This is a genomic window from Delftia sp. WSY_22, from assembly GCF_043104185.1.
Classification (GTDB): Bacteria; Pseudomonadota; Gammaproteobacteria; order Burkholderiales; family Burkholderiaceae_C; genus Comamonas; species Comamonas tsuruhatensis.
The window spans coordinates 151,650-165,247 of the sequence record NZ_JBICKN010000007.1 but is presented as its reverse complement, the minus strand read 5'-3'; the positions used below and the strand labels follow the sequence as shown (position 1 = coordinate 165,247).

At 67.7% G+C, this 13,598-nt stretch carries 14 protein-coding genes; 5 read left to right on the top strand and 9 right to left on the bottom strand.

Annotated elements, in window-relative coordinates:
* Positions 1–166 precede the first annotated feature (166 nt).
* The 5 genes from ACF8NF_RS05800 to ACF8NF_RS05780 all read right to left on the bottom strand — a co-directional run bounded on the left by ACF8NF_RS05800 (position 167) and on the right by ACF8NF_RS05780 (position 4,300).
* The gene (locus ACF8NF_RS05800; RefSeq protein WP_016449821.1) at positions 167–697 is read right to left on the bottom strand and encodes a cupin domain-containing protein; all 531 of its coding nucleotides are present in this window, start codon (positions 695–697) and stop codon (positions 167–169) included.
* A 199-nt stretch (positions 698–896) separates the two neighbouring features.
* Entirely contained in the window at positions 897–2,093 is a 1,197-nt protein-coding gene (locus ACF8NF_RS05795) for an MFS transporter (RefSeq protein WP_034363546.1), read from the bottom strand.
* Positions 2,094–2,115: 22 nt separating this feature from the next.
* Positions 2,116–3,000, bottom strand: coding sequence for an NAD(P)-binding domain-containing protein (locus ACF8NF_RS05790; protein ID WP_017406315.1), 885 nt, complete (start codon positions 2,998–3,000; stop codon positions 2,116–2,118).
* 136 nt (positions 3,001–3,136) lie between these two features.
* Positions 3,137–3,727, bottom strand: a complete 591-nt coding sequence (locus ACF8NF_RS05785) for a TetR/AcrR family transcriptional regulator (RefSeq protein ID WP_013804518.1) — start codon at positions 3,725–3,727, stop codon at positions 3,137–3,139.
* A gap of 81 nt (positions 3,728–3,808) precedes the next feature.
* A complete protein-coding gene (locus tag ACF8NF_RS05780) occupies positions 3,809–4,300 on the bottom strand; it encodes an Lrp/AsnC family transcriptional regulator (RefSeq protein ID WP_016449824.1) in 492 nt (163 codons plus the stop codon).
* 143 nt (positions 4,301–4,443) lie between these two features.
* Here ACF8NF_RS05780 and ACF8NF_RS05775 point away from each other — a divergent pair, with 143 nt between their 5' ends.
* Positions 4,444–5,889, top strand: a complete 1,446-nt coding sequence (locus ACF8NF_RS05775) for a transporter (protein ID WP_392450242.1) — start codon at positions 4,444–4,446, stop codon at positions 5,887–5,889.
* A 68-nt stretch (positions 5,890–5,957) separates the two neighbouring features.
* On the opposite strand, the gene ACF8NF_RS05770 is transcribed toward ACF8NF_RS05775, so the two are convergent.
* The gene (locus tag ACF8NF_RS05770; RefSeq protein WP_392450241.1) at positions 5,958–7,637 is read right to left on the bottom strand and encodes a long-chain-fatty-acid--CoA ligase; all 1,680 of its coding nucleotides are present in this window, start codon (positions 7,635–7,637) and stop codon (positions 5,958–5,960) included.
* Between the two features lie 158 nt (positions 7,638–7,795).
* Positions 7,796–8,617, bottom strand: coding sequence for a 2,5-didehydrogluconate reductase DkgB (gene dkgB / locus ACF8NF_RS05765; protein WP_392450240.1), 822 nt, complete (start codon positions 8,615–8,617; stop codon positions 7,796–7,798).
* Between dkgB and ACF8NF_RS05760 the strand changes: the two genes are divergently transcribed.
* From ACF8NF_RS05760 to ACF8NF_RS05745, 4 genes are all read left to right on the top strand, one after another.
* A complete protein-coding gene (locus tag ACF8NF_RS05760) occupies positions 8,616–8,762 on the top strand; it encodes a hypothetical protein (protein WP_156136162.1) in 147 nt (48 codons plus the stop codon). The genes dkgB and ACF8NF_RS05760 overlap by 2 nt on opposite strands.
* Positions 8,759–9,652 carry a LysR substrate-binding domain-containing protein gene (locus tag ACF8NF_RS05755; RefSeq protein WP_392450239.1) on the top strand — a complete coding sequence of 298 codons (894 nt, stop codon included), beginning with the start codon at positions 8,759–8,761 and terminating at the stop codon, positions 9,650–9,652. The genes ACF8NF_RS05760 and ACF8NF_RS05755 overlap by 4 nt, the downstream gene beginning before the upstream one ends.
* A 136-nt stretch (positions 9,653–9,788) precedes the next feature.
* On the top strand, positions 9,789–11,042 hold the full coding sequence (locus ACF8NF_RS05750; RefSeq protein ID WP_082138059.1) for a M20 aminoacylase family protein: 1,254 nt from the start codon (positions 9,789–9,791) through the stop codon (positions 11,040–11,042).
* Complete coding sequence (locus ACF8NF_RS05745; protein ID WP_392450238.1) at positions 11,039–12,013, top strand: tripartite tricarboxylate transporter substrate-binding protein; 975 nt, start codon at positions 11,039–11,041, stop codon at positions 12,011–12,013. The genes ACF8NF_RS05750 and ACF8NF_RS05745 overlap by 4 nt, the downstream gene beginning before the upstream one ends.
* Positions 12,014–12,041: 28 nt before the next feature.
* Here the strand turns inward: ACF8NF_RS05745 and ACF8NF_RS05740 are convergent, their stop codons facing one another.
* Both ACF8NF_RS05740 and gap read right to left on the bottom strand, forming a co-directional pair.
* Positions 12,042–12,401 carry a tRNA-binding protein gene (locus ACF8NF_RS05740; RefSeq protein ID WP_026062619.1) on the bottom strand — a complete coding sequence of 120 codons (360 nt, stop codon included), beginning with the start codon at positions 12,399–12,401 and terminating at the stop codon, positions 12,042–12,044.
* Between the two features lie 151 nt (positions 12,402–12,552).
* Positions 12,553–13,554, bottom strand: a complete 1,002-nt coding sequence (gene gap, locus ACF8NF_RS05735) for a type I glyceraldehyde-3-phosphate dehydrogenase (RefSeq protein ID WP_012202871.1) — start codon at positions 13,552–13,554, stop codon at positions 12,553–12,555.
* Positions 13,555–13,598 lie beyond the last annotated feature (44 nt).

Genomic DNA, 13,598 nt, shown 5'->3' with positions numbered 1-13,598 from the left:
ATTTCAGTTATCCATGGCGATGGCATGGCCCTTCAGCCATGAGACTGGCACGATCCATGCCAGGGACAGCAAGCGAGGGCCTGCGCCGGCTGCACCGCCCCGCCGCGAGGCTGTCGTCCCCCTTTCAAGGGGGAAGGCGCGAAGCGCCTCAGGGGGTGCTCCATTTCTAGCGTTTGATTTTTGCCAGAGGGTGCTCGGGCGGGTATGTGGGCGTGATGGGCTTCTTGGCACCCAGCATCACGCACATCAGCGCGTCTTCGTCGCCGATGTTGATTTCCTCGCGGTACACGCCGGGCGGCACGGAGACCACGTCGCGGTCGGTCAGGATGGTCTCGAAGCGCTGGCCGTCCTTCTCCAGCACGAGCTTGAGCTTGCCGCGGATCAGGAAGAAGACTTCCTCCACATCGGTGTGCAGGTGCGAGGGGCCTTCATTGCCGGCCGGGATGACCATGGTGGAGAAGGTGAAGTGCTCGGCCGGAATGGTGTTGCTGTCCGCAGCCACGCCCGTGCCGCCCGTGCCGATGTAGCGCATCTGGCCACGGCGGTACTTGGGATCGAAGTCGGCCTGGAACTTCAGCGCGTCGAAGTCGTACTTGCGCGTGGAAAACCGCGCCACGCGCGATTCCATCCATTGTTCGAAGCTGGAGCCTTCGGGCTGGTCCCAGGTGCGGGGCGTGTTCTGAGCGGATTCGGACATGTGTTTCTCCATCAACGTCGGTGGATCATGGCGAGGAAGGTGCCATTTGTTTTATCCATGAATCACAGTTCATGGGGTAAAACAATTATAGGAAGATTGATCGCACGCAACAAGGGCCACATGCGCAGCGGCATGTGGCCCCTTTGCTGCCCCGTCTGTTAGGGAACAGCGATGCGGGTGCAACAGCGATGGCCGTGCCTCAGGCAGCCATGCTGCGCCGCCCAGGCCGAAAGCCCGCATGGCTGGCCGGCCAGACCACGGACAGGCAGGCCAGCGCCAACACCCCCAGCGCCCAGGGCAAGGCGCGGGCACCCAGCCAGCCCAGCAGCAGTCCGCCGGCCACGCCGCCGCTCGCCACGGCCAGGTTGAAGACCGTCACCAGCATGGACTGGGCCACGTCGGCGCCCTCGCCTGCCGCGTCGGCCAGCGCGGTCTGCAGCAGCGTGGGCGCGCCGCCAAAGCTCAGGCCCCAGGCCGCAACGCCGATCAGAACGGCCACGGCCGACTGCCCGGCCAGGCCCAGCACCAACGCAGACACGGCGAACAAGGCCAGGCTCAGCACGGTGAGTGCGCGCAGCCAGCGGTCCACCAGCAGGCCCGTGAGCCAGATGCCGGCAATGGCCGCAAGGCCGAACAGCAGCAGCACCCCATCCACCCTTTGCCCCAGACCCGCCGAAGCCAGGAAGGGCGCGATGAAGGTGTAGAGCATGTTGTGGGCCAGCATCCAGCCGAACAGCGCCAGCAGCACGGGGCGCACGCCGGGCATGAGCAGGATGCGCGCCACGGGCAGGCGCTGCTGCGCCGTCTGCCCGGCGTAATCCGGCACACCCAGCCGCACCCAGGCCAGCAGCAGCAGGCATAGCGCCGACAGCGCCCAGAACACGCCGCGCCAGTCGAACAGGCTGCCCAGCCAGGCGCCCAGCGGCACGCCGGCCGCCAGGGCCAATGGCTGGCCCACGCCCGCCACGGCCAGTGCGCGCCCCTGCAGATGCGGCGGCACCATGCGCCGCGCATAGCCGGCCACCAGCCCCCAGATCACGCCCGCAGCCATGCCTGCGGCAAAGCGCGCGGCCAGGGTCAGGCCGTAGTGGCCGGACAGCGCGGTGAGGCTGTTGAACAGCAGCAGCCCGCCCACCGCCGCCATGAACAGTGGCCGGCGCCTGAGGCCGCGCGTGGCGGCCACGACGGGAATGGCGGCCAGTACCGAACCCAGCGCGTACAACGTGACCATCTGGCCGGCCATGGCTTCGGACACAGCCAGTCCCGTGCCGATCTGCGGCAGCAGGCCGGCCGGCAGGGCCTCGGTCATGATGGCCAGAAAGCCTGCCATCGCCAGGGCCAGCAGCCTGCCCAGTGGCAGGCCTGTGTCGAAGGAGGTGTCCATGGGCGAATTCATTGCCTTGTCCTTGCTGCGCATCTCAGGCATGGGAGGCTGGATGGGATGCCAGGTGGGATGCCGCCATGTCCTTGTCGCCATGCCCGGCGGCCAGCGCGCGCTCGAAGCGGCGCAGCCCGGCCTGGGCGCCATCCAGCAGCAGGCCTGCGCCGGCGGCGGCATCGGCCACCAGCTGCGCGTCCTTGACGGCATTGGCCACGGTGAAGCTGGCGTCGTAGCGGCCTGACAGCATGGCAGCGGCCTTGGCCTGGAAGAAGCCGCTGTCCATGGGCCCGCCCGTGACGGCATCGACCACCAGGGACGGTTCTATGTCCAGCCCCTTGGCCAGCGCCAGGCTTTCGGCCAGGCCATGCGTGAGTGCGAAGGCCCAGTGGTTGAGCGCCAGCTTGAGCCGGCTGGCGGCGCCTGCCTGCTGCGCAATCCACAGGCTGCGTTTGCCAATGGCATCGAACACCGGCTGCACCTGGCCGCGCTGCGCCAGCGGGCCTGCGGCCAGGATGACCAGCTGGCCCTGCTCGGCCGGCTGGCGCGTGCCCTGCACGGGGCAGTCGTAGAACACCAGGCCATGCCGATCGGCGAACTGCGCCAGCGGCGCGATGGCGTCCACACCCACCGTGCTCAGTTGCAGCCACAGTGTGCCCGGCTGCAATGCGGGCGCTGCAGCCTGCATGGCCTGCAGCACGGCCGGCCCGTCCTTGAGCACAGTGACGACGATGCGGGCGCCACGCACGGCGTCGGCCGCATCGCCACAGGCCTGAACGCCGTCCGCCGCAAGGGCCTGGGCCTTGGCGACCGTCCGGTTCCAGGCGCGGACGGTGAAGCCCTTGCGTTGCAGGTTGCGCGCGACGGGCGCACCGATCAGGCCCGTGCCGAGCACGGCAATGGTGGTTTGAAGGTTTGAATGCATGGGAACTCCAGGGTGATGAGAGAGTGGAACAGACACGGAAAACTGAAAGCCGGATTACTGGAACGATCATTCCAATTCAAGGAAAATAAAAACCCGCAACGGCACGACATACGCGCGGCGGGTGGCGGGTGGCCGGCTATTGCGCCTGCAGCGCCATGTCGACCACGTCGACCACATCCATCAGGCACTGGCGGCGCTGCGGCGCGCTGCTGCCCTTGCCCAGCACGCGCAGGCCCTGCACGGTGTTCAGGACGAAGCGCGCCAGGGCGCGCGGCTTTTTACTGTCGGTGATATCGCCTTCCTGCTGGCCGCGCAGGATGAGCTTTTCCAGCGCCTTTTGCAGGCGCTGGAAGTTGCCGGCCACCCTCTCGGCCACGGCCTCGTCATGGCCGGCCAGCTCCAGCGCGGCATTGGCGACCAGGCAGCCACGACGCCCGGCATCGCTCAATTCGTCCTGCACGATGCGCAGCAGCAGCTGCCGCACCAGGTCCCGGGCGCGTCCCGGGCCGGACAGCAGTTCCACGTTGGAGGTGGTCACGGCCTCATAGCGGCGCAGCGCATGCTGGAACAGCCCCTGCTTGTTCTCGAAGGTGCCGTACAGGCTGCTGCGCGACAGGCCCGTGCCGTCCACCAGGTCCTGCACCGAGGTGGCCGCGTAGCCGCGCTGCCAGAACACCTGCATGGCGGCGTCTGCGATGTCATCGGGGTCGAAGTCCTTGGTGCGCATGGTGGCTCATTGAATTGGAACGATCATTCCACTAAATGTAGGCGGCCGTTTCACGGCTGTCAAGATTGCGCCAAAGGGCCTTCACTCGCAGGGAATTTCCAGCCCCACCTTCACGCGGTCCAGCGCCACGATGGTCTTGAACCATTTGACGTTGGGGTTCTCGGCGAACAGGCGCCGCGCCAGGGCTTCGTACTCCTGCATGGTGGCCACGGTGAGGACGAGCACGAAGTCCACCTCGCCCGTGACGTAGTAGCACTGCTGGACCTCGGGCACGGCGAAGTGCGACTTCATGGCGTTGAGCGCGTCGATGCTGGTGCGCTCGGTCATGACCTCCACGATGATGGTGATGGGCCGGCCCACGCGCGTGGGGTCCACGGTGGCGGCCTGGCCGGTGATCACGCCTTCGGCCTGCATGCGCTTGAGGCGGCGCTGCACGGCGGCCGTGGACAGGTTGACCTGCTCGGCCAGCAGGCGCAGCGGCACCGTGCTGTCGCGCTGGACGATGGCCAGGATGGCGCGGTCGAAGCCGTCCAGGTCGGCCAGGTGAGCAGGGTGGGCGGTGTGCTTGGTCATGGGAAGCGAGGACTTTTGGAGGGTGAGAAATTTTCTCGCAAACACCCCCAATTCAGAGACCAAAAAACAGGTGCTGCGAAATAGTATTTCGTCGTTTTCCGCATCCAACGCATGCGGACCTGCCTGCCGAGAAAGCCCATCCCATGGCCACCCTGCTCCACCTGTCTCCCGTGTTTCTTGTGATGTCCATGCTCATGGTTTTGCGCCGCCCGCCTGTGCAGGCGGCCATGGCCGGGGCGGCGCTGGTCGCCCTGCTGTGGCTGGTCGATGCCTGGATGGCGAAGGGCATCGCCGCTTCCGGCGCCGCCCTGGCCGCAGCGCGCGACACGGGCGTGCTGTTCCTGAGCACGGCCTTCGTGATCGTGCCGGGCCTGGGTTTCGTGATCCTCATCGAACGCATGGGCGTGAACCAGGCGCTGAGCCAGTGGGTGCGCTCGCTGGGCCTGGGGCCGGCCGATCAGGTGGTGTTCATCGTGCTGGGCCTGGCGCCGCTGCTGGAGGCGATGACGGGTTTTGGCGTGTCGCTGATCGCCACCGTGCCGCTGCTGCTGAGCCTGTTCGAGCGGCGCGCCGCACTGCGCATGGCGCTGGCGGGCATGGCCATCATGCCCTGGGGCACGCTGGGCCTGGCCACGGTGATCGGAGCCTCGCTGGCCCATGTGGATGCGGCCGCGCTGGCCGCTGTGTCCTCGCTGACCAGCGCGCCGGTGTTCCTGGTGCTGGGCGCCCTGTCCCTGCACCTGGCAGGCGAGCGCGGTGCGCGGGCCTGGCTGCTGCTGGGCGGCTTTGGCCTGCTGTTCGTGGTCGTGCTGCATGGCATCAGCCGCTGGCTGGGCCCCGAGGTGGCGGGCGTGGGCGCGGGCTTTGCGGTTGCGCTGGGCATGCTGGTGCGCGCGCTGCTGCTGCGCGGCACGGCCCAGGCGGCACCCGGCTGGCCGCGCCAGGCCTGGCCGTATCTGGCGCTCGCCCTTGCCATCGTGCTGCTCAAGCTGCTGGCCCTGGCCACGCAGTGGGACCAGCGCTGGATCGTGCAGGGCGCCCAGGTGGCCTGGAAGCCGCTGGCCTCGCCGGGCGTGGCGCTGACCCTGGTGCTGGCACTGCTGCTGGCGCGCGGGGCCGGCCGTGGCGTTGCCCTGGCTGGTGCACTGGCCGCCCGCGCCAAGCGCTCGCTGCTGACCATCTTCTTCTTCCTGGCGATGTCCCAGATGATGGTCAAGGCCGGTTTCCTGTCCGGCCTGGTGCAGATGCTGGCCGAGCTGGCGCCTGCGGCCCTGGCGCCCATCGTGGCCGCCTTCGGTGCGCTGGCCGGCTACATGACGGGCTCCAACGTGGGCGGCAACGCGATCTTCATGCCCGCCATCGCCCTGCTGCCCGAGTCCTCCCGCCTGCTGCTGGCCGCCGTGCACAACAGCGCCGCCGGGCATGCGGCCCTGGGCTCGCTGTCCATCGTCATGCTGGTGCTGGGCCTGGCACGGACCAATGCCCAGGAAGAGGGAGAACTCGTGCGCTTCGGCTTTGCGCTGGCCTGCGTCAATGCGGCAGCCGTGGCGCTGGCGGCGCTGGTCCTGGCGGGTCCGGGCGTGTTCTGAAGACGTGTTCCCTCCCAATGAAAAGAGGCGCCGCAGCGCCTCTTTGCAAACACGGCAAGCCGCCTGCGTTACTTGCTGTCGCGCAGCTCCCGGCGCAGGATCTTGCCGACCGGGGTCTTGGGCAGTTCGGTGCGGAACTCGATCACGCGCGGCCGCTTGTAGCCCGTGAGGTTTTCGTGGCAGAAATCGCGCACGGCCTGCTCGGTGAGGCTGTCGTCCCTGCGCACGATGACCAGCTTGACGGCCTCGCCGGTCTTCTCGTCGGGCACGCCGACCACGGCGCATTCGAGCACGCCGGGGCAGTTGGAGACCACGTCCTCCACTTCGTTGGGATAGACGTTGAAGCCGCTGACCAGGACCATGTCCTTCTTGCGGTCCACGATCTTGAAGTAGCCGCGCTCGTCCATGGTGCCGATGTCGCCGGTGCGAAAGTAGCCGTCGGCGGTGAAGACCTTGGCGGTTTCGTCGGGGCGCTGCCAGTAGGCGGCCATGACCTGCGGGCCCTTGATGGCGACCTCGCCGCGCTCGCCGATGGTGGTCACGTCGTTTCCTTCGTCATCGACGAGCTTCATCCAGGTGCTGGGCAGGGGCACGCCGATGGTGCCCGAGAACTCGGTGGAGGTGACGGGGTTGCAGCTGACCGAGGGACTGGTCTCCGACAGGCCGTAGCCCTCGCAGATGGGGCAGCCGGTCTTTTGCAGCCACAGCTGGGCCACGGCGCTTTGCACCGCCATGCCGCCGCCGACCGAGACCTTCAGGTGCGACCAGTCCACGGTGTTGAAGTCCGGGTGGTTGGCCAGGCCGTTGAACAGCGTGCTCACGGCCGGGAAGCTGTGAAAGCGCTGCGTGGACAGTTCCTTGAGCGTGGCCTTGAGGTCGCGCGGATTGGGAATCAGGATGGTTTTGCCGCCCGTGCGCATGGACAGCATCATGTTCACCGTGAAGGCGAAGATGTGGTACAGCGGCAGCGCGCAGATGCTGGTGGGCTGCTCGCCGGCCGGTACCTTGCCCATGGCGGGCTGGTTCCAGGCCTCGGACTGCAGCACGTTGGCGATGATGTTGCTGTGCAGCAGCACCGCGCCCTTGCTCACGCCCGTGGTGCCGCCCGTGTACTGCAGCAGGGCCATGTCGGAGGCCTGCAGCTGCGGCGCCTGGAAGGGCGAGCGCATGCCCTTGGCCAGCGCGTCGTTGAAGCGCACGGCCCCTGGCAGCGAGAACGGCGGCACCAGCTTCTTGACCTTGCGCACCACGTAATTGACGATGGCGCCCTTGAGCATGCCCAGCTGGTCGCCCATGGTGCACAGCACCATGTGCTGCACGGGCGTGGCGGCCTTGCAGGCCTGCAGCGTGTGGGCGAAGTTCTCGATGATGACGATGGCCTTGGCGCCCGAGTCCTTGAGCTGGTGCTCCAGTTCGCGCGCCGTGTACAGCGGGTTGACGTTGACCACCACGAAACCGGCGCGCAGCACGGCGGCCACGGCCACGGGGTACTGGGGCACGTTGGGCATCATCAGCGCCACGCGGTCGCCGCGCGCCAGGCCCAGGCTCTGCAGATAGGCAGCGAAGGCGCGGCTTTGCGCATTGACCTGGGAGTAGGTCAGCTCCTTGCCCATGAAGGAATAGGCCACACGGTCCGCGTAGCGGCTGAAGGCCTCCTCCATCAGGGCCACCAGCGAAGGGTATTGGGAGGGATCGATGTCGGCGGGCACACCTGCCGGATAGGCACCCAGCCATGGGCGGTCACTCATGCTGCTTGTCTCCTGGTTGTCTCGACTAATCGTGCATTCTCATAAAAAGCACGGTCGTTCGATACTGTGATAACCCTAGTACTACCCCTAGGGTCCGCATTGCGTTGCTCCAGGTCAAAGCTCGCCGGGCCGCCCAGGCCCTCCGTCACGACCGCGGTTCAATCCCAGGCCGGAGCCAGCCCGTCTGGGCTGACCTGGCGGTCGCCGCGCTCCAGCGCGGCGATGCGCTGCATGTCTTCGGCGCCCAGCACCAGCTGGCAGCTGTCCAGGTTGGCCTGCAGGTGGGCGCGCCGGGTGGACGAGGGGATGACGGCATAGCCCATGGCCATGGCCCAGGCCAGCACCACCTGGGCGGGCGTGGCGCCGCGGGCGGCGGCGATGTCGGCCAGCACGGGATCGGCCAGCAGCTTGCCGTAGCCCAGCGTCATGTACGAGGTGGTGTGGATACCCTGCTGGCGTGCGAAGTCGGTGACGGCGCGGTTTTGCAGATAGGGGCTGAGCTCGATCTGGTTGGTGGCGATGTTCGCGGCGCCCACGGCGGCGATGGACTGCTGCAGCAGCGCGATGTTGAAGTTGGACACGCCGATGTGGCGCGTCAGCCCCTGCTCCCTGGCGCGCATGAGGGCGCCCAGGCTGTCCTCCAGCGGCACGCTGCGCGAAGGCCAGTGGATCAGCGTCAGCTCCACATGGTCGGTGCGCAGGGCTTCAAGGCTGCGCTCCAGGCTGGGGATCAGCGCGTCGGCGGACAGGTTCTCGGTCCAGATCTTGGTGGTGAGGAACAGCTGATCGCGCGGCACGGCGCTGGCGGCGATGGCGGCCCCCACATCGGCCTCGTTGCCGTAGATCTGGGCGGTGTCGATGGCGCGGTAGCCCACTTCCAGGGCCTGGCCCACGGAGTGGCGCACCACCTCATCCTTGAGGCGGAAGGTGCCCAGGCCGAAGGCGGGCACCACGGAAGCGAGAGAGGCAGTCGATGTCATGCAGGTCTTTCAAAAAGGCAAAAAAGGCGCGGAACAACGCCTCGAAGACTGCAGTCTGGCGCGTTCACGCTTGCAGATAAAGCCTGGTATCGGCAGAAAATATTTGACGCTGCAGCAACAATTGCGCCAAGCTGGCATCCCATGAAAACCACGCTGGACGAGTTGCAGGCCTTTCGCGCCGTGATCGACTGCGGCAGCATCACGGCGGCGGCCGAGCAGTTGGGACAGACCACCTCTGGCATCAGCCGCAGCCTGTCGCGCCTGGAGAAAAAGCTGGCCACCACCTTGGTGCGGCGCACCACGCGCAGCCTGGAGCTGACCGAGGAAGGCGCGCGCTTCCTGGCCCGCACGCGCGAGGTGCTGCAGGCCCTGGACGCGGCCGAGGAGGAACTGGCCGCGCGCCGTGAGGCGCCGGCCGGGCTGCTGCGCGTCAACGCGGCCTCGCCCTTCATGCTGCATGCCATCGTGCCGCTGGTCGGCGAGTTCCGCGCGCTCTATCCGCTGATCACGCTGGAGCTGAACACCGATGACCTGCACATCGACCTGCTGGCCCAGCGCACCGACATCGCCATCCGCATCGGCGAGCTGCGCGACTCCACGCTGCATGCGCGGCTGCTGTGCCACAGCCTGCTGCGCGTGCTGGCCAGCCCCGCCTACCTGCAGGCCCATGGCCCCGTGGCGAGCGTGGCCGCGCTGGCGCGCCACCAGCGCATCGGCAACAGCCAGGTGCCGGGCCTGAACCACTGGCCGCTGCGCACGCCCGAGGGCGGCGACCGCTGGAATTCCGCGCCCCAGCTCACGGCCTCCAGCGGCGAGACCATGCGCCAGCTGGCCCTGGCCGGCCAGGGCGTGGTCTGCCTGGCCGACTTCATGACCGTGCGAGACCGCGCCCAGGGCGAGCTGGTGCAGGTGCTGGCGCGCGAGACCGTGCAGCAGCGCCAGCCCATCCACGCCGTCTACTACCGCAACACGGCGCTGGCCGCGCGCATCACGGCCTTCCTGGACTTTCTCGCGCAGCGCATGGCGCAGTCCTGAGGGCCCTGTGACGACGTCCGCCTGAACGGCTTGATCGGCCCGTTCGGCTTGTGCATGCAGGGCGCATGCATATGCGTTTTGCTTCGTTGCCGCAGGGCTGGCGGTTTTACAGAATCCGGGATTCGCCGCAGCAGGCATGGGCCGGCTGCGGCCGGAGACCGTCTTGCCCCACCTGATCGAAAGCTTTGCCGACATGGCGCCCTTCGTGGCCCTGCGGCGCGACCTGCATGCCCACCCTGAGCTGGGCTTCGAGGAACACCGCACCTCGGCCATCGTGGCCGAACGCCTGGCCGCCTGGGGCGTGGAGGTGCACACCGGCCTGGCCGGCACGGGCGTGGTGGGCGTGGTGCACGGCAGGCATACGTACGCACGCCACGGCACGCGCACCATCGGCCTGCGCGCCGACCTGGATGCGCTGCCGCTGCAGGAAGAAAACCGGTTCGCCCACCGCTCGCAGCACGCAGGCCGCATGCATGCCTGCGGCCATGACGGCCACACCACCATGCTGCTGGCCGCGGCCTGGCATCTGGCACGCACGCGCGACTTCGCGGGCACGGTGCACCTGATCTTTCAGCCCGCCGAAGAGATGGGCAAGGCCGGCGCACGCAGGATGATCGACGAAGGCCTGTTCGAGCGCTTCCCCTGCGATGCGGTCTTCGCACTGCACAACTTCGCGCTGGACCGCGTGGGCAGCTTCGCGCTCAACCCGGGCGCGCTCATGGCCTCCAGCAACACCTTCCGCATCGTGCTGCATGGGCAGGGCACGCATGCCTCGCTGCCGCACACGGGCACCGATCCGGTGGCCGCCACCATTGATCTGGCCCAGCAGCTGCAGACCCTGGTCGCGCGCCATGTGGATTCGCGCGAACGCGCACTGCTGGCGGTCACGCAGATCCAGGGCTCGGACGCGCCCAACGTGATTCCCGACAGCGCCTGGGTGGGCGGCACGGTGCGCACCTTCTCCGTGGCGGCGCTGGACATCCTCGAAGCCGCCCTGCGCCGCCAGGCCGAGCACACGGCCTTGGCCCATGGCTGCAGGGCCGAGATCCATTTCCGGCGCGCCTCGCCGCCCCTGGTCAACCACGCGGCCGAGGCCGCCTTCGCCGCCGCCGTGATGCGCGAGATCGCGGGCGACGACGCCGTGGACACGCAGTTCCCCGGCGTACTGGCCGCCGAGGACTTCGCCCACATGCTGCAGGCGCGGCCCGGCTGCTACGCCTTCATCGGCAACGGCCAGGGCGATCACCGACTGCCCGGCCATGGCGACGGCCCCTGCCTGATCCACAACCGCTCCTACGACTTCAACGACGACATCCTTGCCATCGGCGCCAGCTACTTCGTGCGGCTGGTGGAGCGGTGGCTTGCCGTCACCCAGGAAAATTCCCCATGAAAACCTCTCATCCTTCTCCCGTCACCCGCCGCGTTCTGCTGGCAGCAGCCCTGGCCCTGGGACTGGCACCGGCCGTGCATGCCGAACGCGTGATCCGCATCGTCGTGCCCTTCGGCGCAGGCGCCACGCAGGACACGGTGGCACGCACCTTCAGCAATGAACTGGGCCAGGCCCTGGGCGCCACCGTGGTGGTGGAAAACCGGGCGGGCGCGGGTGGCAGCGTGGGCACGGCCCAGGTGGCCAAGTCCGCGCCGGACGGCAACACCCTGGTGCTGGCTGCGGCCAGCCACAACCTGGCCGGCCATCTGTACGCGAAGCTGCCTTATGACCCGCTCAAGGAATTCGTGGGCGTGTCCTTCCTGGGCCGCACGGGCTATGTGGTGGGCGTGCCGGCCGCCTCGGGCGTGCAGACCCTGGGCGAGCTGCTGCAGCGCGCCAGGACCCAGCCCGGCCAGCTCAACTATGCGTCGGCCGGCAATGGCAGCGCCTCGCACCTGGCCTCGGCCTCGCTGGCCGCACAGGCGGGCATCAAGCTGCAGCACATCCCCATGAAATCCACGGGCGACGCCACCACCGAGCTGCTGGCCGGCCGCGTGCAGCTGGTCACGGGCGCCACCATCGGCATGCTGGCCTTCCAGAAGGATCCGCGCGTGAAGCTGCTGGCCTACTCGGGCCAGCAACGCTCGCGCTCCCTGCCTGACCTGCCCACGGTGGCCGAGTCCGGCGTGCCCGGCTATGCCTTCGACTCCTGGCTGGGCCTGCTGGCACCGGCCGGCACGCCGCCCGCCGAAGTGGAGCGCATCAACGCCGCCGTGCGCAAGGTGCTGGCCGAGCCCGTGGTCCAAGAGCGCCTGGCCCGCGTGGGCGTGGAAGCGGCCACCCTGCCGGCCGCCGAATTCCAGCGCCTGCTCAAGGACGACTGGGAAGCGTCCGGGCGCATCGTCAAGGCGGCCGACGTGCGCATCGAATAGTCACCCAGGCCAATAGTCACCCAGGCCGTCACAGCAGCTTGGTGCCCAGCGGCACCTCGCGGTCGGGCACGCACAGCGCGACCTCGCCGTTCTCGTTGTGGAATCCCGTGACCAGGCATTCCGAGCGCATGGGACCGATCTGCTTGCTGGGAAAGTTCAGCACGGCCACCACCTGGCGGCCTATCAGTTCCTCGGGCCGGTACAGCGCCGTGATCTGGGCGCTGGACTTGCGCAGGCCCAGTTCGGGGCCGAAATCGACCTGCAGCACATAGGCCGGGCGGCGCGCCTCCTTGAACACCTGGGCGTCCACGATGCGGCCCACGCGCAGCTCCACCTTGAGGAAGTCGTCAAAGCCAATGGTCTCGTGCAATGCGGATGAAGTAGTCATGCGGCCATGATGCCGCGCCGCCGGTGCCGGCTTTGTCGAGCAACGCTTGCAGTGCCGGGGCACACTGTCCGCCATGAAAAAGGCCGGCATCGCGTCCGATGCCGGCCTGGTGCGAGGCCCTCGACAGGCCCCGCAGCGGTTCACGCCAGGATTACTTGGCGGCGACCACGCGCACCATTTCCAGGCACTTGTTGGAGTAGCCCCACTCGTTGTCGTACCAGGACACGACCTTCACGAAGGTCTTGTCCAGGGCGATGCCGGCTTCGGCATCGAACACCGAGGTGCAGGACTCGCCGCGGAAGTCCGTGGCCACGACCTTGTCTTCGGTGTAGCCCAGCACGCCCTTGAGCGCGCCTTGCGACTGGGCCTTCATTTCGGCGCAGATCTCTTCGTAGCTGGCTTCGCTGTTCAGCTCCACCGTCAGGTCCACCACCGACACGTCGGAGGTGGGCACGCGGAAGGACATGCCGGTCAGCTTCTTGTTGAGCTCGGGAATCACCACGCCCACGGCCTTGGCTGCGCCCGTGCTGGAGGGAATGATGTTTTCCAGGATGCCGCGGCCGCCGCGCCAGTCCTTGTTGCTGGGGCCGTCCACGGTCTTTTGGGTGGCGGTGGCAGCGTGCACGGTAGTCATCAGGCCGCGCTTGATGCCCCACTTGTCGTTGAGCACCTTGGCCACGGGAGCCAGGCAGTTGGTGGTGCAGGAGGCGTTGGAGATCACGTCCTGGCCAGCATAGGTCTTGCAGTTCACGCCGAAGACGAACATTGGGGTGCTGTCCTTGGAAGGCGCGGACATGATGACCTTCTTGGCGCCGGCAGCCAGGTGCTTGCGTGCGGTCTCGTCGGTCAGGAACAGGCCGGTTGCCTCGATCACGATGTCGGCGCCGACTTCGTTCCACTTCAGGTTGGCGGGGTCGCGCTCCTGCGTCAGGCGGATGGTCTTGCCGTTGACGATCAGGTTGGAGCCCTCCACCGAGACCTCGCCCTTGAAACGGCCGTGCACGCTGTCGTACTTGAGCATGTAGGCCAGGTAGTCGGGCTCGAGCAGGTCGTTGATGCCCACGACTTCGATGTCGCTGAAGTTCTGCACGGCAGCGCGGAACACCATGCGGCCGATGCGGCCGAAGCCGTTGATACCGATCTTGATCGTCATATTTGCCTCTTGGATTGACGGATTGCGAAAAACGGAAAAACTGA